General features: G+C 62.5%; 26 protein-coding genes. 16 read left to right on the top strand and 10 right to left on the bottom strand.

The annotated features are described in order from the left end of the window. Positions 1–323 (bottom strand): TasA family protein (locus ACR30Z_RS15430; RefSeq protein WP_434373383.1); only part of this gene is annotated, 323 nt, incomplete at its 3' end. 244 nt (positions 324–567) lie between these two features. Between ACR30Z_RS15430 and ACR30Z_RS15425 the strand changes: the two genes are divergently transcribed. Next, complete coding sequence (locus tag ACR30Z_RS15425) at positions 568–1,026, top strand: iron chaperone (RefSeq protein ID WP_144653370.1); 459 nt, start codon at positions 568–570, stop codon at positions 1,024–1,026. Positions 1,027–1,112: 86 nt separating this feature from the next. Here the strand turns inward: ACR30Z_RS15425 and ACR30Z_RS15420 are convergent, their stop codons facing one another. Further along, positions 1,113–2,249, bottom strand: coding sequence for an AI-2E family transporter (locus tag ACR30Z_RS15420; protein WP_144653373.1), 1,137 nt, complete (start codon positions 2,247–2,249; stop codon positions 1,113–1,115). Positions 2,250–2,649: 400 nt separating this feature from the next. Between ACR30Z_RS15420 and ACR30Z_RS15415 the strand changes: the two genes are divergently transcribed. The 14 genes from ACR30Z_RS15415 (at position 2,650) to ACR30Z_RS15350 (ending at position 15,787) form a co-directional block, all read left to right on the top strand. Continuing rightward, positions 2,650–3,525 (top strand): NAD(P)H-binding protein, encoded by an 876-nt coding sequence (locus ACR30Z_RS15415; RefSeq protein ID WP_434373381.1) that lies wholly within the window; start codon positions 2,650–2,652, stop codon positions 3,523–3,525. Positions 3,526–3,549: 24 nt separating this feature from the next. Continuing rightward, positions 3,550–4,596 carry a saccharopine dehydrogenase gene (locus ACR30Z_RS15410; RefSeq protein ID WP_434373379.1) on the top strand — a complete coding sequence of 349 codons (1,047 nt, stop codon included), beginning with the start codon at positions 3,550–3,552 and terminating at the stop codon, positions 4,594–4,596. Then, on the top strand, positions 4,593–5,207 hold the full coding sequence (locus ACR30Z_RS15405; protein WP_144653379.1) for a TetR/AcrR family transcriptional regulator: 615 nt from the start codon (positions 4,593–4,595) through the stop codon (positions 5,205–5,207). The genes ACR30Z_RS15410 and ACR30Z_RS15405 overlap by 4 nt, the downstream gene beginning before the upstream one ends. Further along, positions 5,204–6,460: an alpha-L-fucosidase gene (locus tag ACR30Z_RS15400; protein ID WP_434373377.1), complete on the top strand. Its 1,257-nt coding sequence runs from the start codon at positions 5,204–5,206 to the stop codon at positions 6,458–6,460. The genes ACR30Z_RS15405 and ACR30Z_RS15400 overlap by 4 nt, the downstream gene beginning before the upstream one ends. Before the next feature lie 101 nt (positions 6,461–6,561). Next, positions 6,562–8,037, top strand: coding sequence for an HNH endonuclease (locus tag ACR30Z_RS15395; protein ID WP_434373376.1), 1,476 nt, complete (start codon positions 6,562–6,564; stop codon positions 8,035–8,037). Between the two features lie 233 nt (positions 8,038–8,270). Further along, the gene (locus tag ACR30Z_RS15390; protein ID WP_144650062.1) at positions 8,271–8,825 is read left to right on the top strand and encodes an RNA polymerase sigma factor; all 555 of its coding nucleotides are present in this window, start codon (positions 8,271–8,273) and stop codon (positions 8,823–8,825) included. Beyond that, on the top strand, positions 8,822–9,643 hold the full coding sequence (locus ACR30Z_RS15385) for a hypothetical protein (RefSeq protein WP_434373374.1): 822 nt from the start codon (positions 8,822–8,824) through the stop codon (positions 9,641–9,643). The genes ACR30Z_RS15390 and ACR30Z_RS15385 overlap by 4 nt, the downstream gene beginning before the upstream one ends. A 130-nt stretch (positions 9,644–9,773) precedes the next feature. After that, positions 9,774–10,199, top strand: a complete 426-nt coding sequence (locus ACR30Z_RS15380; RefSeq protein WP_434373372.1) for a CoA-binding protein — start codon at positions 9,774–9,776, stop codon at positions 10,197–10,199. 138 nt (positions 10,200–10,337) lie between these two features. After that, positions 10,338–11,129: a polysaccharide deacetylase family protein gene (locus ACR30Z_RS15375; protein WP_434373371.1), complete on the top strand. Its 792-nt coding sequence runs from the start codon at positions 10,338–10,340 to the stop codon at positions 11,127–11,129. 23 nt (positions 11,130–11,152) lie between these two features. Next, positions 11,153–11,563 (top strand): MmcQ/YjbR family DNA-binding protein, encoded by a 411-nt coding sequence (locus ACR30Z_RS15370; RefSeq protein ID WP_144650070.1) that lies wholly within the window; start codon positions 11,153–11,155, stop codon positions 11,561–11,563. 96 nt (positions 11,564–11,659) lie between these two features. Next, the gene (locus ACR30Z_RS15365) at positions 11,660–12,286 is read left to right on the top strand and encodes a hypothetical protein (RefSeq protein WP_144650072.1); all 627 of its coding nucleotides are present in this window, start codon (positions 11,660–11,662) and stop codon (positions 12,284–12,286) included. A 176-nt stretch (positions 12,287–12,462) separates the two neighbouring features. Further along, positions 12,463–13,872 (top strand): N-acetylglucosamine/diacetylchitobiose ABC transporter substrate-binding protein, encoded by a 1,410-nt coding sequence (gene ngcE, locus ACR30Z_RS15360; RefSeq protein WP_144650074.1) that lies wholly within the window; start codon positions 12,463–12,465, stop codon positions 13,870–13,872. Positions 13,873–13,877: 5 nt separating this feature from the next. Then, positions 13,878–14,894: a carbohydrate ABC transporter permease gene (locus ACR30Z_RS15355; RefSeq protein WP_144650076.1), complete on the top strand. Its 1,017-nt coding sequence runs from the start codon at positions 13,878–13,880 to the stop codon at positions 14,892–14,894. After that, the gene (locus ACR30Z_RS15350; RefSeq protein WP_144650078.1) at positions 14,894–15,787 is read left to right on the top strand and encodes a carbohydrate ABC transporter permease; all 894 of its coding nucleotides are present in this window, start codon (positions 14,894–14,896) and stop codon (positions 15,785–15,787) included. The genes ACR30Z_RS15355 and ACR30Z_RS15350 overlap by 1 nt, the downstream gene beginning before the upstream one ends. A 96-nt stretch (positions 15,788–15,883) precedes the next feature. On the opposite strand, the gene ACR30Z_RS15345 is transcribed toward ACR30Z_RS15350, so the two are convergent. Both ACR30Z_RS15345 and ACR30Z_RS15340 read right to left on the bottom strand, forming a co-directional pair. Further along, positions 15,884–16,606: an alpha/beta fold hydrolase gene (locus tag ACR30Z_RS15345; RefSeq protein WP_434373370.1), complete on the bottom strand. Its 723-nt coding sequence runs from the start codon at positions 16,604–16,606 to the stop codon at positions 15,884–15,886. 87 nt (positions 16,607–16,693) lie between these two features. Further along, positions 16,694–17,692, bottom strand: a complete 999-nt coding sequence (locus tag ACR30Z_RS15340; protein ID WP_434373369.1) for an AraC family transcriptional regulator — start codon at positions 17,690–17,692, stop codon at positions 16,694–16,696. Between the two features lie 80 nt (positions 17,693–17,772). On the opposite strand from ACR30Z_RS15340, the gene ACR30Z_RS15335 reads away from it, so the two are divergent. Continuing rightward, entirely contained in the window at positions 17,773–18,093 is a 321-nt protein-coding gene (locus ACR30Z_RS15335; protein ID WP_018780008.1) for a putative quinol monooxygenase, read from the top strand. Between the two features lie 57 nt (positions 18,094–18,150). Here the strand turns inward: ACR30Z_RS15335 and ACR30Z_RS15330 are convergent, their stop codons facing one another. From ACR30Z_RS15330 to ACR30Z_RS15305, 6 genes are read right to left on the bottom strand one after another with little or no spacing between them, the layout of a single operon-like run. Continuing rightward, a complete protein-coding gene (locus ACR30Z_RS15330; protein WP_018780007.1) occupies positions 18,151–18,675 on the bottom strand; it encodes a flavin reductase family protein in 525 nt (174 codons plus the stop codon). A 1-nt stretch (position 18,676) separates the two neighbouring features. Beyond that, complete coding sequence (locus tag ACR30Z_RS15325) at positions 18,677–19,048, bottom strand: cupin domain-containing protein (RefSeq protein WP_434373367.1); 372 nt, start codon at positions 19,046–19,048, stop codon at positions 18,677–18,679. Between the two features lie 2 nt (positions 19,049–19,050). Then, complete coding sequence (locus ACR30Z_RS15320; RefSeq protein ID WP_434373365.1) at positions 19,051–20,523, bottom strand: 4-hydroxyphenylacetate 3-hydroxylase family protein; 1,473 nt, start codon at positions 20,521–20,523, stop codon at positions 19,051–19,053. Further along, complete coding sequence (locus tag ACR30Z_RS15315; RefSeq protein WP_144650088.1) at positions 20,523–21,215, bottom strand: DUF2848 family protein; 693 nt, start codon at positions 21,213–21,215, stop codon at positions 20,523–20,525. The genes ACR30Z_RS15320 and ACR30Z_RS15315 overlap by 1 nt, the downstream gene beginning before the upstream one ends. A 10-nt stretch (positions 21,216–21,225) precedes the next feature. Next, positions 21,226–22,020: a carbon-nitrogen family hydrolase gene (locus ACR30Z_RS15310; protein WP_144650090.1), complete on the bottom strand. Its 795-nt coding sequence runs from the start codon at positions 22,018–22,020 to the stop codon at positions 21,226–21,228. Continuing rightward, positions 22,017–23,378, bottom strand: a complete 1,362-nt coding sequence (locus tag ACR30Z_RS15305) for an MFS transporter (protein ID WP_434373363.1) — start codon at positions 23,376–23,378, stop codon at positions 22,017–22,019. Before ACR30Z_RS15305 ends, ACR30Z_RS15310 begins: the two co-directional genes overlap by 4 nt. Between the last annotated feature and the right edge of the window lie 224 nt (positions 23,379–23,602).

Raw genomic sequence — 23,602 nt, 5'->3', positions numbered from 1 at the left:
ACGTCGGTGGTGAGCAGGGAGGCGGTGGCGCCGGCGGAGGTGGTGAGGGTGACGTTGTTCAGGTCGGAGTTGCCGGTGTTGGCCAGGGTGACGAGCTTTTCGACCTTGTCGCCGGGCAGCAGGCCTGCAACGGGGACGTTGAGGGTGTTGTTCGCTCCGGTGCCCAGGGCGATGGTGACGGTTCCTGCGGTGACGGCCTGGGAGGCGGAGGTGGAGGAGGTGAACGCGCCGTAGGTGCCCATGCCGGCGACGGCGGCGGCGGTGCCGACCAGTGCGACCGAAGCGAGGATCTTGCCGGAGGTGGTCTTGAGGCTGATGGCCATGGGAATCAGTGTCCTTTCGGTTGGCCACCGCTACCGGCCGGCCTGTTTCTCTGTCTGCCTGTGTGGCTGACAAGAAATACTTTGCCGGGCCCGGATCAAGAACCAATCCTGTAATCGGTCAACAGTTCCTCAGGAAAACCTCAAGACTTTTGCACCGCTAATCGAGCAGTTTTGGAGAAGCCCCTACCCGCTACCGGGCCTACCGTTAGTGGTGTCAATCAAAAGACCAGGGGAGAGGATTGCCATGACGGACAACCAGGAGACGGCTACCAAGGAAAAGTCCTACGACGGCTTCACCGAGGAAGAACGCGCCGCGATGAAGGAGCGTGCGCAGGAACTGAAGAAGGCTCCGCGCAAGAAGGCCTCCAAGGCAGACGGTGAAGCGGATGTCTTGGCCAAGATCGCGGAGATGCCTGAAGCGGACAAGGCCATGGCCGAACGCCTCCACGCGATCGTCAAGGAGCACGCTCCGGAACTCACCCCGAAAACCTGGTACGGAATGCCCGCCTACGCCAGGGACGGGAAGAACATCGTGTTCTTCCAGAGCTCCCATAAGTTCAAGGCCCGGTACGCCACGCTCGGCTTCGAAGAGAACGCAAAATTGGACGACGGCGACATGTGGCCCACGTCGTTCGCTCTCACGGAAATCACTCCCGCCGTCGAGGCGAGGATCGTAGAACTCATCAAGAAGGCACTCGCCTAACGCCCCAGAACCGACGACGGTGGCGGGTTACCCACCACGGTGACCCGCCGCCGTCGTGCCTCCCGCCTGGAGCGGCGCCGCAGCCGCTACGTCGGCTGGCTGTTGGCGGGTGGAAGATCCGGATTCATCGATTCCAGGTCAGGGTCTTCTGCCGTCCACACCTGGACGATGGCCCACGCGACTGCGGCGATGGGGACGGACAGGACGGCTCCGATGATCCCGGCGAGGATGGTGCCGGCAGTCAGTGCCATCAGGATTACCAAGGCATGCAGCTGCAGGGACTTTCCCATGACCACCGGCTGGAGCAGGTCACCCTCCAGTTGGTTGACCGCAATCACTGCGATGACCACAATCAGCGCCACGATCGGACCGTTGGCCACGAGAGCCACCAAAGCTGCCAGAATGCCGGCGACGGTAGCGCCCACCAATGGAATGAAAGCGCCGATGAAGACGATGATTGCCAGGGGGATGGCCAGCGGAACCTGAAGGATGAGAAGCACGGCTCCGATCGCGACCGTGTCCACCAATGCCACAATCGCCGTTCCCCGCACGTAGCCGCCCAGGACCTCCATGGTCCGCTTGCCCACGCGGCGAAGCTTGGCTTCGCGAGTGCCCTTGAAAGGCCGCAGGAAGAAGTCCCAGATCTTGGCGCCGTCCTTGAGGAAGAAGAACAGTATGACCACCATGAGGCTGGCGCCGGCAAGGAACTCGGTGACGGCGGACAAGCCCGTCACCGCACCGGAACGCACTTGGCTGCTCTGGGCAAAGTCCACGACAGCCTGCCGGGCTTGATTGAGCTGTTCCTGATCCAGGGGGAAGGGCCCTGTGAGCAGGAAGTTTTCCAGCTCGTCCAGGCCTTCCGCGGCTTGGCTGATCAGCTCATCCCATTGGCTGCGCACCGACAAGACGATGACAGTAACCACTCCGCCGAGCACGATCAACAGGCCCAGAAATGCGACGGCGGTGGCGAGCCCCCCGCGCCAGCCACGGCGCCGCAGCATGTTGACGAATGGGCCGATGGCCGCGGCGAGGATGAGTGAGACAAGGACGGGGATTACCAGCAGCCGGATCTGAAGCAGCGCGAAAACCACCACTACGGCCACGAGCAGAATCAGGAGAATCTGGGCGGCCCGGATAGCCGTCCGACCCAGTGAGTCCTTCCACAGATCGGCCTTGGGTTTGTTGCGCGTGGAAAGGGGAGCCGTTTCCTCGGATCGCGTCATGTGAACTCCTGTTCGTTCGCATCGGTTAACCGATGTGATCAAACGTAAGCTTACTGACTATTTCCCTAGTGGGTGGGGTCGGGGTGTGGCGGGACGGGCCCCGGGTCCGGCACCGAGGGGCCCGGTGTTGGATTGGGGTCCGGTATGGGGCTGGGTGGAAACGGTGTGGTGGGGTCAGGTGGCGGCGGGACTGGCCCGGGGTCCGGAGGGAATGGCTCGGGTTCATGGGTTGGAGGAAGTGTCACGGTTTCTCCTAGTGGAACTCGGGTAGGTACTGTGCAGCCTACTCCCGCTCCGTTCCTATCTACAGGGGGTCGCCGTCCACCGGATGAGGACAGAAGCCGACCGCAATGGTGGTTAGCGTTGGTCAACAAGCAAAGGCAAACGGGGGAGGCGTGCAATGCGGATAGCAGTAGCAACACCGTCGGGCCACGTGGGCCGACACCTGGTCCCGATGTTGATCCGGGCGGGCGTGAGGCCGCTGGTGCTGGCCAGGGAGCCGGACAGCCTGGCGCTGAATGTCCGGGCGGAGGTTGATGCCGTCCGAGTGGACCTTCTTGATGCCGACGCTGTGGTCCAGGCGGTATCCGGCGTCGACTCCTTGTACTGGGTGGACCCGTCCCCGGTCGGCGATGAACCCCTGGCCGAGTACGGCCATGCCGCCATCAGTGTGGCACGTGCGGTTACCGAGGGCGGCGTGCGCAGGGTGGTTTTCCAGAGCAGCGTCGGAGCCGAAAAGAGGCACGGTGTGGGCGAAATTGATGGGCTCGCTGCCACGGAAGTCGCGCTGGACCAGACCGACGCCGACGTCACCCATCTGCGCTGTGGATACTTTTTCACCAACCTTGAGTACCAGCTCGATGCAATTCAAGCAGGCAAGCTGCAAGTGCTCCTGCCGCTGGATCAGGCCATGGCGTGGGTGGCTCCCCGGGACATAGCCGAGGTAGCGGCCTCCCGCTTGTTGTCCAGGCAGTGGCGCGGGCACCAGATTCAAGCGGTCCACGGGCCAGCTGACCTTTCGTGGCGACAGGTTGCCCGGATCGTTTCGGAAGCGACGGCCCGGCCTCTTGCTGTGGAGCGGATCACCGAGGATGCCATGCGGGCCGCGCTGGAGGGTTTCGGGATGAGCGTGGCCCGTGTCGACTCGATCATAGGGATGTCTGCAGGTTTCCTTGATGGGTTTGAGCCTGAGCAGAAGCGGTCCCTGCAGACCACTACACCGACTGCGTTGGCGGCGTGGGCGTATGACGAGTTGAGGCCGTTGCTGACTTTTTAGGTCAAATGACCTAAACTCGGATTCATGAACGATTCCCTCAGACTCGACCCCGCCGGTCCCGTGCTGGTAGTCGGCGGCTACGGCACCGTTGGCTCGGCACTTACACACCATGCCGCGAAAGAATGGCCGCTCCTCCTCACTGGCAGAAACCCCGACCGGGGCAACCACCTCGCCGGCGGGAACGTCGCCGTACGTCGATGGGACCTCACCCAGGCCGAGCCGTTCGAAGCCGGAGTCAGGGCAGTGATCGGCACGGTCAACGACCCCGACGACAGGGTGCTCCGCGCGGCAGTTGGGGCCGGGATTCCGTATGTTGACGTCACCCGCTGGACCAGCCGCGTCACCCGGGCCCTCACTCTTGCCACACTCTTGCGACCCCAAGCGCCCGTGTTGCTCAGCTCAGGATGGATGGGCGGCGTCACCAATATCGTGGCAGCGGCACTGGCCCAGGAGGTCGGCGACCCTGAGAAAATCGACGTCTCCATCCGCTACGACACCAACGACCAAGCCGGAGCGGACTCTGTCGACTTCATTGACCGGCTGGGACTGGACTTTGAAGTACGCAAAGGCGGTAAGGCCGCCGTCGTAAGTCCCCTCAGCGAGACCCGCTGGGTGGACATCGCCGGCCATCGCACCAAAGTCGCCCGACTCGATACCCCGGAGCAGTTCACCCTGCCGCTCACCCTTGGTGCGCATTCGGTGGCTACGCGGATTGGCTTCAGCTCCAATTCATCCACGACGGCGTTACTAGCCGCCAGGGCGGTGGGACTGTTCCGTTGGGGTAGCGGAGAGCGGTGGTCGCCGGTGCGGCGGTCCCTTCTCTATTCACCGGGATCCGGCGGAACCGCGCACGTTCGTGTGGACGTGGAAGGACCGGGTGGCAGCAGAACCGCCGTCATTTCCGATCCGAAAGGCCAGGCGCACCTGACCGCCGTGGGTGGCTTGTTGGGACTCCACGAAATACTTCGCGCCGGGGCGCAGCCCGGTGTTTCCTTCCCGGAATCCGCGGCGGACCCCGCCTCGCAGATCGCCAAACTCGAATCGTACGGTGTGACAATATTGAGGTCATGACCGAAAGCAAGGGCGCCCTGCGAAAGGTGGCGCTCCTTGACGCTGCGGAGGACGTGCTGGTCACCAAGGGCAACGCGAACGCAGCAATGCGGGACTTTGCCGCTGCCGCCGGCGTGCGGATAGGGCACCTTCAGCACTACTTCCCAACCCGGGCCGACCTCATCCGCGCCGTTCTTGAACGGACACTCGAGCGTTCCCTGCGGCGGCTCGCAGAGGTGGCTGGGCTGGACCTCGCTCCGGGTGCAGCGGGCAGCCTGTCCCGGGACGATTCCCACCGCCTGCTGACTGCGCTGCTCCAAGAGCATTCGAGCTTGGCGGACGTCAAGATACACCTTGAGATCTGGGCGTTGGCCGCCTCTGACGAGCAGGCGGCCAACGCTTTGAGGGCCTTCTACGCCCAGTATGCCGGTCACGTGCAAGGGGTGGTCCGGCGAGGCAGGTTGGAGCTGCCGGAGCCGGAGGTCGCGGGTATCGCCGCGGCGATCGTAAGCCTCTTTGAAGGTGCCGCCGTCACGCGCTCGGACGTTGCGGGGCTACGAACTGGAGAGGCCGACCAAACCATCATCCGAACGGCACAGTGGTTGATCCACGGACAGGAAGCTTCTCAGTGACTCAGGTGACGCCCACGGCAGCCCAACTCCGCTGGCAACAGCTTGAGTTCGGCGTCTTCATTCATTTCGGCGTCAACACTTTCGCTGGGAAGGAGTGGAGTGACGGCACTATCCCTGCGTCCACTTTCGACCCTGCAGACCTCGACGCCGGTAGCTGGGTTCGCGTGGCCAAGGAGGCTGGTGCGAGGTACCTGATCCTCACCGCCAAGCACCACGACGGCTTTTGCCTCTGGCCTACTGGCACCACGGACTACTCGGTGGCCGCCTCCCCGTGGCGCGGCGGCAAGGGTGACGTGGTCAGGGAACTTGCCGACGCGTGCCGGGAACAAGGGATCGGCCTGGGGCTGTACCTGTCTCCGTGGGACCGGAATGCCGAGTGCTACAGCGATCCCGTGGCCTACGACGACTTCTATATCCAGCAGCTTACGGAGCTGTGCACCGGCTACGGTCCCCTGATGGAGCTGTGGTTCGACGGTGCCGGATCGGTGGGCCGGGAATACGACTGGGGCCGGATCATCGCTGTAGTTAAGGAACACCAACCCGACGCCATGATCTTCAACATGGGCCAGCCGACCATCCGCTGGGTAGGCAATGAGAACGGCCTGGCCTCTGATCCAGTTAATTACGTGGTGGATCGGACTTCCGATACCCAATACACGGACTCCAGTTCCGAACTCAGCAGCCAACACTACCTGCCGCCGGAGTGCGACGTTTCCCTTCGGCGTGGCTGGTTTTGGCACCCCGACGATGAGCCGAAGACCACCGAACACCTCCTGGCCATCTACTACCAATCCGTCGGGATGGGCGCCAACCTCCTGCTGAACCTGCCGCCGGACACCCGCGGGCGCATTCCTGACGGGGACGTACAGGTCCTTAGGGAATGGAAGGCGGAGTTGGACCGCCGCCTGTCCGGCTGTGTTGAGGCAACTCTGGAAAGTTACGACGGCGGAGCCACCTTGAACTTCCCGGCTGCGGTCACGTTCAACCATCTGGAGCTCGTGGAGGACTTGGGCTTGGGGCAGCGGATCACGCACCACGTAGTCTCCACCGATGAGGGTCATCTTGTCGAAGGGATGACGGTAGGGAGCCGGCGCCTTCACCAGGTGCCCGTTGTCACCGCACAAAGCTTGCACGTGAAACTTAGCGGGGACGGCGGAAGGTTGGCCTCAGCTCGCGTTTATGGCGGTGCCCTGGATGCCGGCGTTCCGGGAATCCCTGACGGCTACGAGGCCCCGACGGACGCACCTGACTAGCTGCTTTTTCCTGACGTCTCGGGTTGTCCACGTAGGGCAGGTTGTCCACATAGGGCGGTTGGGGTCTGATGGTGTTTCGTGCTGGCTGGAAGAGTTGGGGCATGGAGCTGATTCGGGACGGGCAAGCGGGCGCAGACGCAGTGGGCGCGGACGCAACGGGCGCGGCGCTTGCTCATGTTGCGGGTTGTTGTTCCAGTGCTTCGCTGCCGCGGGTGTCTGATCTCATCACTCTCCTGCGCTCCGTTCGTCTGGGTGCGGGCAGTGGTGAGTTGGTGGATCAGGTCCGGGGGTTGGAGGAGTTGAAGTCTGCCATCACTGGGTTGCAGGCCCGGGCTGCGGTGGCTTTTGACCTTGCCCGGCGCGGGGAGCAAGAAGCCACCGGTGTCCCGGCGGCCGAGCGGGGCCAGGGGGTGGGTGCGCAGCTGGCGTTGGCGCGGCGGGAGTCCCCGAACAAGGGTTCCCGTCTGTTGGGGTTGGCGAAGGCGTTGGTGTCGGAGATGCCCCGCACCATGGCCGCGCTGGAATCAGGACAGCTCAATGAGTGGCGGGCCACCCTGCTGGTGAAAGAAACGGCCTGTTTGTCCGTCGAGGACCGGTCCGCGGTGGATGAGGAACTCGCCGCCGATACCGGGACCTTCGACGGTGCCGGGGACAAAGCCATCACCGCCGCGGCGAAGGCCGCTGCGTGCCGGCGGGATCCGCGCTCGGTGGCCCAGCGCGCCGCCCACGCCGCGACCGAGCGGACCGTGAGCCTGCGCCCGGCCCCGGATACCATGACCTACCTGACCGCGTTGCTCCCCGCCGCCCAGGGAGTGGCAGCCTACGCCGCCCTGACCCGGGCCGCTGATACTGCCCGTTCCGGTGGAGACGCCCGGGCCGCTGATACTGCCCGGACCGGTGGTGGTTCGCGGACTGGTGGTGATTCGCGGGCTGGTGGTGATTCGAGGTCCCGGGGCCAGGTCATGGCCGACACCCTCGTCGAACGGATCACCGGTAAGAGTGGCGGGATCGGCGGCGTTGAGCTTCAACTGGTTATGACCGACCGGACCCTGTTCCAAAGCGATTCCGAACCCGCCCGGCTCCAGGGGTACGGGATCGTCCCCTCGGAATGGGCCAGAACACTCGTCGGCGCAGGAGGGGAGTTCGCCGTCTGGCTCCGCCGTCTCTACACCGCCCCCGCCACCGGTGAACTCCTGACCACGGATTCCAAGGCCAGGTTCTTCCCGCCACGGCTGCGGCGCTTCATCGAAACCCGGGACGACACCTGCCGCACCCCCTACTGCGACGCGCCCATCCGCCACATCGACCACATCAACCCCTGGCACGCAGGCGGGACCACCACCCTGAGCAACGGCGCCGGGCTCTGCGAAGCCTGCAACCACACCAAAGAAACCCCCGGCTGGAGAAGCAAAACCACACCAACAGACACACCAGGCACCCACACCCTCGAAATCACCACACCCACAGGCCACAGCTACCGATCCACAGCCCCGCCCCTTCCGGGACATGCAGCAGGACCACGGACAGGCAAAATGCGGCCCCAGAAAACTTTTCAAAAAACTTCGTACCCCCCGTAACCCTTTGGCGTGCTGCGACGATTACGTCTTTGAAAGGGCCGAGCTGGAATTTGTCCCCCATCATGTTCCAGCTCGGCTCTTCCTTGTCCCGGGGACTTTTCCGCGGGGCAAGCGGGTCTTCCTTATGGATGGCCCGGCAGAGCAGTTACCCTTGGTGGGGTTGTCCGTCGAGCAAAGGCGGGTGACCTGGCTACAAAGCCACGGACCTGCCGCCGATCGAAAGTCCCAATCCTGTGACCGACGCATTGACCGATGAAGCGCTGCATGCACTCAAAGGCAATAACGCGGAATTGTTCAGCGCCGTCTACCAGGCGTACGCAGGGCAGGTGCTCGGATACTTGACAGCAAAAGGTGTCTCGGATCCGGAAGCGGTGACGCAGGACGTCTTCTTGGCCGTCCTTCCGCGACTGGATGATCTCAATGGCGGCATCAACGGCCTGCGTACCTTCATTTTCTCGGTAGCCCACGCACGCATGGTCGACGAGCATCGGAAGCAAAGCCGATCACCGGACTACCACGAGTTCGAGCCCGAACGGGATACGCGGGAATCGAGTTCCGCCGAGGCCGAAGCCCTGGTGAGGTTGGCGCCGTACGAGGTCATGGCGTTGCTGGACTACTTGGGCGACGACCAGCGGGAGGTCCTGACCCTCCGCATCGTGGCTGGCCTCACGGTCGAACAGGTGGCCGACATTATGGGGAAATCCGCTGGCGCAGTGAAGCAACTGCAACGGCGGGCCCTCATAACGCTCCGTGAGCATTCGGCAGTAAAGGAATATGTGTCGCCATGACATACAGGGACAACGAACGCGAAGCGATCGTGGACGAGCTGCTGCTCGACGCCGATCTCTCCGACCCCTCAGACGTCAGGCTGGCGCTCCTCTCCATTGGTTCCCTCGCCAATCTTCCTGCGCCTGCCCCCGGCGCGGAACTGGCCGCGATGATGGCCGGCCCGCACGACGAACTCACCAAGCGCCGTTGGCGGCACAAGCACCGCACCGCGGTTGTCAGTGTGGCCGTTGTTGCTGCAATGGGTCTGGGCGTCAGCGGTGTAGCTGCCGCCAGCTCCGGCTTTACGCGGGCGCCGTCCTTAGCTGGGCTCATGGGAAACTTCGTGCCGCAGTGGTCTGCCGCGACGCCGGTACTGCCTGCTCCGGACGCACCCAGAATCACCACGGAGCCCGCCCCGGTGGTGGATCCTGCGGCGGTTCCACCTGCAACTCAGGCTCCGGCGATCCCTGCGCCCGCCGATGCTGCGCCGGTGCCCGCCCAGAATCCAGTTATCGTCCCTGAGCCGGTGCCCGCCGCAGCAGTTCCGAACGCCGCGCAACAAGCCGTGCCCGTGCCGCCCGTGGCAGCGCCGAACGCCTCATCGAATGGTGCTGCCCCGAAACCGGTGGATGCCAAGCCCGCCGAGGCCAAGCCGGAACGCCCGGCAGCGGTCAAGCCGAAGCCTGCGCCGAGTGCTCCTGCAGCCGCTGCCAAGCCTGGAACCAGTGACAAGAGACCTGGCCATGCGTCCCCGTCGCTGACCGACAAGAAAGCGGACAAGGAACTGCAGTCTTTCCTGTACAGGCTCAAGCAGTGGACCAAACGCGGGGACCGTTAAGCCAGGACCTGCCGCTTGGAGGACATCACGCCGGTGTCCGAAGCCGGTGGAGCCCGCCGTGGAAGCTGCTGCCATCGCCGCAGATTATTCGGCAAAGCTGCTGGCACATCAGCGGGCGTAGGCTTGGGTCATGATGCATGTCAACGATCCGGCCGTCGTCGAGCGGTTGATGCGAACAAAGGGCACCTGGGCCGTCGTGGGTCTGAGCACCAACCAATGGCGCTCCGCCTATGACGTCTCGCTCTACGTCAGGGACACCATGGGCATGGAGATCATTCCCGTCAACCTGAAGGGCGAGGACGTGCATGGGGAGAAGGGGTACGTGTCCCTGGCGGACATTCCCGAAGCCAAGCACCCCATCGACGTCGTGGAATGCTTCGTCAACTCCCAACGCGTAGGGGCCGTCATTGACCAAGCGATTGCCATCGGCGCGAAAGCAGTGTGGTTGCAGCTGGGTGTTTTCGATGACGAAGCCACGCAGCGCGCAAAGGATGCGGGGCTCGACGTCGTGGTGAACTCCTGCCCGGCGCGCGAAGGCTGGCACTACGGCTTGTAATCCCGGGGTGGATTCTCCTGCTAGATTGCAGCTGAATCATTTCTTGAGTCTTGGGGGACAGCCATGTTCGGCGACCAATCTGCAGCGCCTTATTTCAGACCCAGCAGAAGGGCCGCTTTCAGCGTATTAGGCGCTTCCGTGGTGGCCGGTTTGACGGCCTGCACTGCGGCCGAAGGCGCGTCTGAAAGCTCGACGCCGGTGCTCACGCCCGGTGCCGCTGCGGAGTCGCCGGCTGTGCCGGCCGCCTCTGTTTCCCCGGCTCCGACTCCCACGCCGACCCTCACCGCCACCAAGCGCATCCGGAAATCGTTCATTCCGGACTACCAGCTGCCGCCGATTGTGGGTGGCCTCGCTCCGGTCATCACCAAAATCGAGACCCAGCATCCCGTGGTGTTCCTGACCATTGATGACGGCAACATCAAGACGCCCGAATCGGTCAAGCTCTTGGCCGAGTACGACTACCCGGCATCCCTGTTCCTGACCAAGGACACCATTGCCGACAACCCGGCTTTCTTCAACGCTTTCAAAGCCCAGGGCAGCTTGGTGGAAAACCACACGGTCACCCACAACATCAACATGGTGCGGCAGTGGGGCTATCAGCAACAGCTGACCGACATGGTTGGAATGCAGGAGTACGCCTTCCATCACTATGGCCGCCGTCCCACGCTGTTTCGTCCGCCGGGCGGTGCCTACTCCAATGTGATGCGCAAGGCTGTGGCAGACGCGGGCATGAAAGCAATCGTCACATGGGAGGCCAAGGCAAATGCCGGGAAGATGGATTACCAAGTGGGCAACTCTCTGCGTCCTGGCGACATCGTGCTGATGCATTTCCGCGCGGAGTTTGCTGCGGACCTTGCTGCGTTCCGTGCAGCCCAGTTGGCCGCGGGGCTTGAAGTGGTGCTTCTGGAGGATTTCCTGGGCGTGGCCTAGGACCAAAGTACTAGGCTCAATCCATGGATGTTTCCCGCCTCCGCGAGATCTGCCTTGGCTTCCCCGGCGCCTTCGAAGACTTCCCGTTCGGACCTGAGACGTCCGTGTTCAAGGTTCGTGCCGCCGTCGCTGGTGGGGCCCGCCACGAGGCCAAGATGTTTGCCCTTTCCTCGATGGACCCGGACGACTGGTCGGTGAGCCTCAAATGCGAGCCTGCCTTGGCGGAACAGCTCAGGGCAGCCAATCCGGAAATCACGGGTGCCTGGCACATGAACAAGACCCACTGGAACGGCGTACGGCTGGACGGCGCCCTTCCTGATGACATGATCCGGGACATGGTGGAGGACTCGTACGACCTTGTGGTGGCCACCCTGAGCCGCAAGCAACAAGAGCAACTTGGCTGGGCCCGGCTGGCGCACCCAAAGGGCAGTTGACACACCCCGCGAACACCCTCCCCACGGCGCTGACATGGGACTAGATTGATACTGCAACCTAAAGACCTCAGCTACGGGCTGGTCAGGAGCGGTTTGATGCTGGATCAGAAGACACTGGACCATCTATGGAATTTCCGCGATCCGGCAGCCTCTGAGGCCGCCTTCCGCAATGCAATGACAGAGGGCAGTTACGACGCCGACGAGCGCGCTGAGTTGGCAACGCAACTTGGGCGGGCCATCAGTTTGCAGGGCCGCTTCGAAGAGGCTGATGCGCTGCTGGATGACATCGACGACGACGAGCCCACCGTGGGCGTCCGCATTCTGCTGGAGCGCGGACGGGTTTTGAACGCCGGCGGCCGTGGCGCCATGGCTGTTCCTCTGTTGGAGCAAGCGGCTGAGATGGCGGACCACCTCGGTGAGGAATTCCTGGCCGTCGACGCCCTGCAGATGCTTTCCATCGCAGATGCCGCGAACTCCGAGGTGTGGATGCGAAGCGCGCTCGAGTACGCCTCCACGGCCCATGATGAGCGAACCAAGCGCTGGATGATTGTTTTGCACACAAGCCTTGGCACGTTTCTGCGCGGTAAAGGGCGGCTCACCGAGGCCATGGTTGAGTTCCAATTGGCCGAACAATGGGCGGAAAGACTGGGAACCGAGCGTCAAAGGGAGTTCGCACGCGAGGCCATCACGGAGTGCGGGAAGGCCCTGGCGGAGGGTCCGTAGAAAGATCACGCTTTGACAAATGTTGATCGAAACTGCCACGAAATATTGATTTTCGATCATCCGTGGTGAATTATGTCACAGAAGGTTGGTGCTGCCAGAGCGCCAACCCAGACTGTCTGACTGAACGGCTTTCCCGCCGCAACAGTCGACACTACGAGTCACTGGAGGGTTTAGAAATGAACGTTCAGCACCAGTCCGTTGGTCGCCGTGGATTCCTGCGCGGAGCACTCGCAGCAGCCGTGCTCGTGCCCATGGGGGGAACCATTGCCTCATGCGCTGCCGGAGGCGGCGGTACAACCACCGGCCCCACGGGTACTGTCTCCGACACCAACCCGTTCGGTATGGCAGAAAAAGCCACCCTCGACGCCGTGATCTTCAAGGGCGGCTACGGCATCGACTACGTCGAATTCGCTGGCAAGATCTTCGAGAAGACCCACGAGGGCTCCACAGCCAAGATCTCGCCTTCAACTGACATCGCCCAGGAACTGCAGCCGCGCTTCGTCGGTGGCAACCCGCCGGACCTGATCGACAACTCCGGCGCCAAGGCCATTGGCTTCAGCACCATCCTGGCCCAGCTCGAGGACCTCACCCCCTTGGTAGAGGCCAAGAACCTCGAGGGCAAGGTCATCAAAGACACCCTGTACACAGGCGTACTGGCTCCGGGAACCTTCGATGGCAAGCTTGCCGCCCTGAACTACGTGCTCACTGTCTTCGCCATGTGGTACTCGGATTCCCTCCTCAAGGAGAACGGCTGGACCGTTCCCAAGACCTGGGATGAGATGTACGCGCTGGGTGAGCAGGCCAAGGCCAAGGGCAAGTACCTGTTCGTGTGGGGCAAGGAAGCTGCCACGTATTACCAGGAAATGGCGATCGCCTCCGCTATCAAGGAAGGCGGCGACGAGGTTCGCCTCGGCTTGGAAAACCTCACGGCCGACTCCTGGTCGCACCCGGCCATCCAGTCCGTTTTCACCGCACTGGACAAGATCGTCAAGGCCGGCTTCTTCAAGCCGGGCGGCTCGGGCACGCAGTTCACGGCAGCCCAGGCACAGTGGAGCAACGCCCAGGAAGCAGTGTTCTACCCGTCCGGTTCGTGGATTGAAAACGAAATGAAGGACCAGACCAAGTCGGGCTTCAACATGATGGGTGCGCCTGTGCCCACCGCAACCGCGAGCCCCAAGATGCCGTACACCGCACTCCACAGCGCTGCCGGCGAGCCGTTCATCGTCCCGTCGCAGGGCAAGAATGCTGCCGGTGGCAAGGAATTGCTCCGCATCATGCTCTCCAAGGAAGCTGCCACCAACTTCGCCAAGACCAAACTGGCTCCCACCATCGTCAAGGACACCGTTCCGGCCGATGGCTTCGGTTCCACGGCGCTTGTCTCGCAGACCAAGCTGCTGGGTGACGCAGGCGAGGACATCTTCACCTGGAACTTCGTTGACCTCTATGGCACCAACAAGGACCAGCTGGTTGTCTGGAACTCTTTCCTTGACGGTAAGTCGGACGTCGCAACCCTGACCTCCGCGCTGCAGAACATCACCGACAAGGTCCGTAACGACAGCTCGGTCAAGAAGATCGAAGTGAAGTGACCTCAGTGAAGACTCAGCAGAGCCGGAACGACGACGGCCTGGCCGCCGTCGTTCCGGCCACCGCTCCACAGCAGTTGGTTAAGCGGCGGCGGAAACCGTTGACGTGGGACAAGGTCAGTTTCTTCGCGGTATTCCTCGGACTGCCGCTGGCGATCTACCTTTTGTTCGTGATTTGGCCCTTCCTCCAGGCGTTCCAGTATTCGCTGACCGACTGGTCAGGTTTCTCGCCCAACCCGAATTTCATCGGTTTGGAGAACTACGCCAGGATTTTCACGGACGACATCTTCATGAAGGCCATGGCGAACAACATTCTCCTGGTCATCGTCCTGCCGGTAGTGACCATCATCCTGAGCCTGGTGCTTGCCACCTTGGTGACGGTGGGCGGAAGCAGCAAGGGCCAAATCAAGGGCCTGCGGAATTCCAGTTTCTACCGCGTGGTGTCATTCTTCCCGTACACGATTCCCGCTATCGCCATCGGCATCATGTGGGGCCAGATCTACGATCCCTCGGGCGGGTTGCTTAACGGAATTCTCACTGGGCTGGGCTTTGACCAGTTCAAGGATTTCGCCTGGTTGGGGAATAAGGACACGGCCATGATTGCCACCATGTTTGTGATCGTGTGGGGCTTTGTGGGCTTCTATATGGTCCTGTTCGTGGCGGGCATCAAGGGCATTCCGGCCGAACTTTTCGAAGCTGCGAGGATCGATGGTGCCGGTCGCTTCCGTACCGCCGTGTCCATCACCATTCCGTTGATCCGCGACAACATCCAGACTGCCTACATCTACATGGGCATCCTGGCATTGGATGCCTTCGTCTATATGGCGGCACTGAACTCGGGCGGTGGCCCGGACAACTCGACGCTCGTGATGGCGCAGCAGCTGTTCTTCACGGCCTTCAGCAAGGGCCAGTTCGGACTGGCCAGCGCCATGGGCGTAGTGCTGGCCATTACTACCCTGATCTTCTCCGGCCTGGTGTTCTTGGTTAACCGGCTCACTGGCGGCGACAAGGATGTGAGCAACTGATGACTACCAGAGTTGAGACCCCGGAACGGAAGTCCTTGCACTTCCAGCCGCGAACACCGGCGTCCACGCCCGGCGACAAAGTGGTGGGTGCGATCTCGCACACAGCCTTGACCATTTGGTCGCTCATCGTGATCCTGCCGCTGCTGTGGACGTTCATGTCGTCGTTCAAGACGTCCAGCGAGATCTTTGCTTCGCCCTTCGCTTTGCCGTCGGTGTGGCGTTTCGATAACTACGTCAAGGCGTGGACCGAGGCAGGCATCGGCAGCTACTTCCTGAACTCGGTGATCGTAGTCGGGTCGGCGTTGGTAATCGTCATGGTGCTTGGTGCCATGTGTGCCTACGTTCTTGCCCGCTACACCTTCCCGGGCAGCAGGGCCATCTACTACCTGATGCTCGCGGGCCTGACATTCCCGATCTTCCTGGCCATGGTTCCGTTGTTCTTCGTCCTGAAGAACATGGGCCTGCTGAACACCTTGCCAGGACTCATCCTGGTCTATGTAGGCTTCGCGCTTCCGTTCACGGTGTTCTTCCTGTTCTCCTTCTTCAAATCGCTGCCTCACGAAATCACCGAAGCGGCAGCCCTTGACGGAGCAGGGGAGTGGCGGACGTTCTTCCAGGTCATGCTGCCGATGGCCAAGCCGGGCCTCGCTTCGGTTGCCATCTTCAACTTCCTGGGGTTGTGGAACCAGTTCCTTATTCCGGTGTCCATCAACGCCGCCGGTCCGCGCGTCCTGTCCCAGGGCCTCGCGGCCTTCGCGGGCCAGATGGGCTACGCCGTGGACTTCGGTGCGCTGTTCGCGGCTGTGACCGTCACGGTCATCCCGGTGCTCATCGTTTACGTGATCTTCCAGCGCCAGCTGCAGGGTTCCGTCTCGCAAGGCACCTCAAAGTAGTACAACCGCGCTAAAACAGCGTTCGACGGCGGTCCGCACCTAACGGTGCGGGCCGCCGTCGGGCGTTAAGGCAGCGGGGGAGGGGCGCGGTCCGGCTCAGTCCCTGCCGGCCTCAATGAACTTGAGGGCGGTGTACCCGGGGTTTGTCAGGAGGACCTCGTGGCTGCCTTCCATGCTGACCAGCCGGAAGACACCCAACCTGTTTGATAGCCGGGGGTGCCGTCCCCATTCCCCCTGGGTGATGTCGTTGTCGTCCAAAGGCGCGATGTAGCTGAACGCCTGGGTAACGCGCTCCCAACCTGTCATGTCTGCAGGGTCGGTGAATGCGCCGAAGGGCTGGGGGCGCAGTACATCGTAGATTTCCTGGGCCTGTTCGGCGCTTCCATCGTTGAAGATTCCGTCCCTCCACACGAAGAACGGCAGGACCACCGAGCCGTCAGCGCGTTCGTCGGCGCTTGCCTGCAGGGCGGCCCGGAGGTGCGGCGGTACCTCGTCCACCAGCGCTTTGCCGTGCTCAGGCACGAACGCTGCAAAGTAGACGAGTCGTCGGATCCGTTCGGGCATTTCAATGGCAATCCTGGAGATCAGATAACCGCCCCAGCTGTGGCCCACCAGCACAAAGTCGCTGAGGTTGTGCTCCCTGATGTAATCGATGATCGGCTCGGCCGCACCGTTCAGGTTGACGTATTTGCTGTCGTTCGGCCCCAGTCCACCCGCAGTGGGGGTATGAACTTCGTGCCCGGCCGCCTCAAGGTGGGTGCGAACGGGGTCCCACATTTCGCCGTAGTGCCAAGCGCCGTGTACAAGGACAAACTTCATAGTTCTCTCCGAATCCGGGATCAATTGTCTGTCATCGAAGTATGTTCAACGGCGGATGGGGCCGCTATCGGAAAGACGACGGCGGTCCTATCGGATTCGCGCAGCCTTCAGGACAACGGAGGGCGTCGTGCCGTAGCGGGACTTGAACTGCGTGGAGAACTCACCCAAATGGAAGAAGCCGCACTGCAACGCGACCTCGGTGACGCTGGTCCCGTCCGGATCTGATTCCCGCAGAATCCGGTGGGCGGTTTCGAGCCGTTTCATTTTCAGCCATTGGCCGGGCGTCGTGTCCAGCTCGCGGCGAAAGCTTGCCTGCAGGCTGCGGATGCTGATGCCGCAGTAACGTGCGACGCTGCTGAGGCTTACTGGTTCGCCAATACTCTCCAGCATGTACTCGGTTGCCCGGCGGACACGCAAAGACGCAATCCCGCCCGGGCTCCGTGGCTGGAAGGGGGTGGGAAGGTCTCCGCTGGGGATGAGGAGGGACTCGATGATGAGCTCTTCAAGGTGAAGGCTCACCCGATGCTGCCAGCTGGAGTCTTTCACCGTCGATATGCTCATGCTGCTTTCGATCAAGCTGCAAAGCAGGGCCGGCGGCAGCCCCAGGGACAAGGGGAGCTCGACTCTTCGGCCTGGGCCAGTGGTCATTGCCTGGCCGGCCACGGTCTCGACGCGATGACGATCCAGCCTCAAAACCACTTGGTCGTAGTCGGCGTCGAGGTCGAATTGAAAGAGGTCATACGGGCCGACAACCACTGCGTTGTCAGGCGTTGCGACGGCGGTCTCCGAGCCGTAGCGAAAAAGTGCGCGGCCGCGGACGGGCATGCTCACCAGGAAGCTGTTCTCGTCCGGCTCCGCCGGCGACACCGTGACTGCAGCGCCGTAGTGCAGCCGGTTGATCGAAAGCGAACCAATCTGCTGATGGTCGAGCCGCGCCGCAAGCCGGGATGCCCTGCCGTTTAGGCGCAACGTGTGGGGGCGCAGGGTCCGCGTACATGCCTCCACCACCTGGTCCTTATCGTGCGCCGGGTCCAACATCCTCTGGGCTGTGGAGCTGAGGGTGGCAGCAATGCGTGAAAGCGTCATTGGGATCTCCACGGCGGAGGGAAGTACAGGAATTCTGACAGTATGGACGGTAAACCGCAACGCAACGAAAGGCAGCAACCGTGATCTTCATCGTGGTCAAGTTCAACGTCAAGCCGGACTGGTCCGATCGCTGGCTGGATCTCGTCGGTGACTTCACCGAGGCCACCCGCGCGGAACCCGGGAACCTGTGGTTCGATTGGTCCCGCAGCGTGGAGAACCCGAACGAATTCGTCCTCGTGGAAGCCTTCCAGGACGATGCCGCCGAGGCGCACGTGAACAGCGAACACTTCAAGAAGGCCATGTCGGACATGCCGCAGGCACTCGCCGAAACGCCTCACATCATCAGCCGCCAGATCGAGGGCAGTGGCTGGGACCGCATGGGTGAGCTGACCATCGCCTAGCCGGACGGTAGAGGTGGTGCCCGGCTCAAACGAGCCGGCCACCACCTGTTTAACTCCTCAGAACATCCACGGAATCTCCGCGTGGCCGAAGTCGGAGAAGGATCCGAACCGTCCGGCCTTGAACGCGAGCACCTCGCCGTCCCGGTCCCGGCACGTGGTGACCTGGCCGAAGAAGACCTGGTGATCGCCGACGTCGTACTTCTGCACAACGGTGCAATCCGCCTGGGCGAGGGCGCCCTTGATCACGGGCAGGCCGCTTTCGGTGACGTCAAAGTCCCCGTCGCCGAAGCGGTCACCGCCGCGCACCGCGAACCGCCGCGCGATCGACTCCTGCTTGGACCCCAGGATGGACACCGCGAACTTGCCGCTCTCCATCAGGGCCTCACCGGTGCGGGTACCGAAGTTCAGCGAGATCATCAGGATGGGCGGCTCCAGGCTGATGGACGTCAGCGAACTGATGGTCATCCCGTATTGCTCGTCCTCGTGTTGGGTGGTGACCACGGCAACGCCCGTCAGGAACCGGCCCATGGCCCGGCGCATCCCCATGGCATCGGGAACAGTGAAAAGCGGTGCGAGGCTCATGTCAGTTGCTCCGCTCAGCTGGTGTTGGATCCGTGTAGTAGCGGACTTCGAACATCTTGGCACCGTTCTCGGAAACCCACGGGCCGTGTTCCATGCCGGGCGGGCGGGTAGCCCAGTCGCCGGCTTTGAAGGTCCTGCCCAGGCGCTGGTCAACGAACGAGCCTTCGAAAATGAACACTTCTTCCCAGAAATCGTGGGTGAGGACGCCGTTGGGGGAGGTGTCCGTTCCAGGTTCGAACTTCAGGATTCGGGTGACTGAGTCGTTGTCCGAGTCCCGAGCCAGGATGGCCTCGGACAAACCCTCAATGTGCGGGTGGCAGGGTGCAAAGTCCACCGAGTCCGTGGGCGTGAACTCGAATTCGGGCTTGGCCATGATCAGATCTCCTCCGACTCGGTGGTGCCGGCAATGCTGTAGGAACCAAGGAAGGTGTCCAGCTCGGCGACCAGTGCGTCGTAGCCGTAGTTCCGGTAGGTGTACGCACCCCGGACTACAAACGGGGCGCCGGCGTAGAACATTTCGTACTGCTGGTGGCGGCCAGCGAACTCCGAACCGATGATGTCCCAGGCGAGCTTGAACAGCTTGACGCGTTCCTCGCTGGTGACGCCGGGGGACTGGACATAGCGTTCCATATCCGGCCGCGTCACGCTGCTGGTCATGTCGGCGACGCTGGAGGGCAGCTGCAGCACGCCGCCGCCCACGAGGTCGCGGAGGATGGAAATCACTCGCGGGTACGTCTCGGACTGCAGGCCCATGGCCCCGTACAGTGCGCTCTTCCCGGGAACCCGCATGCCGGCGTCGTCCGTTGTTGCGGTGTACTCGGCGGCGAGCACCGCCGATTCGACGGACTGGACGATTGCGGCGAGTTCTCCGAGCTTCTCCTGCACGCCGGGGATCTTGTCCGTTCCATTCACCTGGGTGACCTTGCGGGCGACGGAGGCGATGAACTTGAGCTTGGTGGAGAACCGGATCTGGGCCTGCCAGTTGCCTAGGGCATGGGCGCCGGTCTCGAAGAACTGGCGGCGCAGCGTGTCGATGTTCCGGTTGATGAATACCCGGTCCCAGGGGATAAGGACGTCGTCGAAGACCACCAAGGCGTCCGGCTCGTCGTAGTGGCTGGAGAGCGGGTAGTCGAAGTCGCTGGTGGCGGCAGGCGCGAACGGGCGGCGGCAGTACAGCTTCAGGCCATCGGTGGCCACCGGGATGGCGAAGCTGACGGCGAAGTCGACGTCGTCCGGCCCCAGCGGTTTGATGCAGGTGACGAAAACTTCGTCGGCGATCGCAGCGCCCGTGGCGAGCATTTGCGAACCCCGGACAATGATGCCCTCTTCGGTTTCGCGCACGACGCCGACCTGCAGGTATTCGCCTTCCCATCCTGACGCTGTGGTGGCGCGGGAGACCTGCGGCGGGATGATCGCGTAGGAGAGGTACAGGTTCTCGGACAGGATCTTCTTGTAGTACCGCTCCACGTTGCCAGCGAAGTCGCGCTCGTCGTTCTGGAAGACCTCCGGATGGGAACCGAACGCGGCAAAGAACGTGCCGACGTGGTCAGGGCTGCGGCCCACCCAGCCGTGCGTGTGCTTGGCCCACTTTTCGATGGCCTGCCGGCGCAGCACCAGCTCTTCCTGGTTCCGGGGAGCCGCGAACGTGCGGTTTGCCGGCCCGCCGATTTCCTCCGAATGGAACTGCATTCCATTGGCGGGATCAGCCGCGATGTCGAACAGCTCGGACATGGTCCGGGCAACCTTCGCGAAGGCCGGGTGTTCCAGGACGTTGCCGACAACCTCGCCGTCGAGGATAACCGTCCTGCCGTCATTCAGGGACTTCAGGTACTCTTTTCCGGTCCTCATCAGAGTGAGCCTTTCTTGATTTTGTAGTTATGTTCAATGGTGGTCCCATTTGGGAACGAGAGCTCCAACTTCCAGGAAGTTCCGTCTATGAACTTTCCGTCCAGAAGCGGCAGGGTGCCGCCGAGGCACATGAAGTCGGCGTCGCCGATGCCGGTCCGGGCCAGGAGACGCTCGACGACGTCGGCCGGCTTGCGCAGGCCGCTCAGCGAACCTTCCTGGTACAGGACTCCGTCAACCCACGAGCGCGCTGTGCAGTCGTCGAGGTCGAGATTTTCCAGGTTCTCTACGGCGATCACCTCAGCGGCCACCGGCTTGGGGCACGCGCGCTTGGAATCGCCGATATCCCGGGCTTCAATGTCACGGTCTGTGTGGTCGGATCCGATGCCGAGGTAGTACTGGCCGTTGTGGCGGATGTACAGGGGCTCAATCTCACCGGAGGTCAGGTTTTCCGAAGCGTCGTGCTCGCCCGAGGTCTCGAAGAGGTCCGAGTCCATGCGGTAAAACATGGGCACCTCCGGGGGCGGGGCTACGCCGATGGCAGCCAGCTCGTCAATATGGTGTTGCACCGCTTTCGGATCCCGGCCTGTGTAGCCGGCCACCACTGCGTGGAAATCCGAAATGACGATTGTCTTGTCCGTGCCCACCACCCTGAAAGTGAGTGGGACTTGCCGTGTTGTTTGCTGTGTTTGCATTGGACTTCCTCTAGACGGTCAGAGTTTCGTAGCTGGCCAAGCGGTCATTGAGCACCGGGAACTCGTTGCGGACAATGCCCACCTGCTGCGGATCGATGTCCACCATGAGCACGGACTCCCCGGCGCCGGCCTCGGCCAGCACGTTGCCGGCGGGATCCACCACCCTGCTGTGGCCGCCGAGCTCCACGCCCTCCTGGATACCGGCAGCGTTGCAGGCAACCACGAAGATCTGGTGCTCCAGGGCGCGGGCGGTGGTGAGGAGACGCCAATGTTCGCGCCGGGCTGCGGGCCAGGCTGCCGGAACGATCACGATTTCTGCGCCGCGGGTGCTCAGCTCCATCCACAACCCCGGGAAACGCAGGTCGTAGCACGTGATTCCTGCCGTGGCCCCGAAGGGGAGCGGGACCACGGGCAGGGCGGCCCCGGCTGTCAGGAGACTGGCTTCCTTCGATTTGTAACCGAAGACGTGGATCTTCCTGTACGTGTGGACCACGCTGCCGTCCGGGCCCAGCAGGATTGATGTGTTGCTGAGTTGCCCGTCTGCGCCGGCTTCAATGATGCTGCCGAGATGGAGATGGACGCCCAGTTCTTTCGCAACCCGTGAGCACATTGAAACGGTGGGGCCGGAGAGTGTCTCTGCCAGGGTCGCGTAGTCATCGAAGTGGAAGTAGCCTGCACTCCACAGTTCCGGGAGGACGATCAGCTCGGCGCCGCTGATGTTGCGAAGAATCTTCTCGACCCGGTCGATCCGGTCCCCGCGGCTTTCGGTGTCCGGACTGGCTACCTGGACCAATGCGATTTTCATGCTTGTTCCTTCTCTTTGCTGCTCGGCTCGTCCAGATCACTGAGCTTCAGGCCCTTGGTTTCCTTGGCAAACATCACCGAGACCATGGAGATCAAGCCCATCCCTGCCAGGTAGATGCCGATCGCGTAGCCCGTACCGAAGGCGCTGTAGAGGGCCAACGCAATGATGGGAGACAGCGAGCCGGCGATCAGCGAAGCCAGGTTGTAGGCTACGGAGGTGCCGCTGTACCGGACATCGGTGGGGAAGAGTTCGGAGAAGAAGGCGCCGATCACCGAGCTGTACGCGGCGAAGATCAACAGGCCACCTACCGCCGCGGCGATGATGCCCCACATCTGTCCGGTGTTGAGGAGGGCGAAGAAGGCGAATGCCCAGACTACGGTGGCGATCGAAGCCCCGATCATGATGGGCTTCCGGCCTACGCGGTCCGCGTAGATGGCCAGGACAGGAATAGCGACGACGGCCGCTGCCTGACCGATCATGACGGCGGTGAGCCCGGCTTGCCTTTGCAATCCCATGATTTGGGTGACGTACGTGATGATGAACAGCGAGTAGATGTAGAAGCCTGCGTTCTCACCCATGCGGCTTCCTGTGGCGATGAGGATTTCGCGCCAGTTGCGGCGGAAAAGGATGGCCAAGGGCATCTTGCGCTCGGACACTGCCATGGTCTCGCGCTTTCGCTGCGCTTCTTTGAACAGCGGTGTTTCCTGCACGTAGAGGCGGAGGACCAGGCCAATGATGACCAGCAATGCGGACAATCCGAATGCTATGCGCCAGCCCCATGCAAGGAATTCGCTCTCCGGCATGGTGCCGGCGAGGATAGCGAGCACGCCGGCTGCCATGAGATTGCCCAGGGGCGGGCCCACGTTCGGCCAGGAGGACCAGAACGCGCGGCGGGAACTGTCATTGCTGTGCTCCGACACGAGAAGGACAGCGCCGCCCCATTCCCCTCCGAGTGCGAACCCTTGGATCAGCCGCAGCAACAGCAGCAGCAACGGTGCTGCAATACCAATGGCCGCGTATGGCGGGATGAAGGCGATGAGGGTCGTCGCGACCCCCATGAGCATGAGGCTTGCTACCAACGTGGCGCGTCGGCCGTGTTTGTCGCCAAGGTGCCCCAGGACAATCGCGCCGAGGGGCCGGGCGAGGAAGCCGGCGGCGAATGTGCCCAGCGCCAGCATGGTGCCGACGAGGGGATCATCCGTGGGGAAGAAGAGCTTATTGAATACCAGTGCAGCGGCTGTGCCATAGAGAAAGAAGTCGTACCATTCCACTGCCGTACCGGCGAGGCTCGAAGCAGCAACCACGGGCAAGCTGGAGTGCTTTTGCTGCCTTAGCTCGGCTTTCTTCAAATCGGTCATTGTGGGGATCCTTTTGCGATTGGGAGCGGCCGGGCTTCTTGCGAGGCGGGCCGATGTCCCAAGAAATTGAGGGGTTCCAATGCGTGAGCGGAATCACTTGAGCCGCCACTGAAAACAACTGTAGACGAGTTGTATACAACCTGTCTATAGTTGGGATTAAAGATTCTTCCAGACGTCCGGGACCCTCCTGGAGGCAACTCGTATACTGGGCTTCGCGAGAAAGG

The organism is Paenarthrobacter sp. FR1 (genome assembly GCF_051106045.1).
Taxonomy (GTDB): Bacteria; Actinomycetota; Actinomycetes; order Actinomycetales; family Micrococcaceae; genus Arthrobacter; species Arthrobacter nitroguajacolicus_A.
The sequence above is the reverse complement of the archived record's forward strand: the minus strand, read 5'-3'. Positions and strand labels throughout refer to the sequence as shown.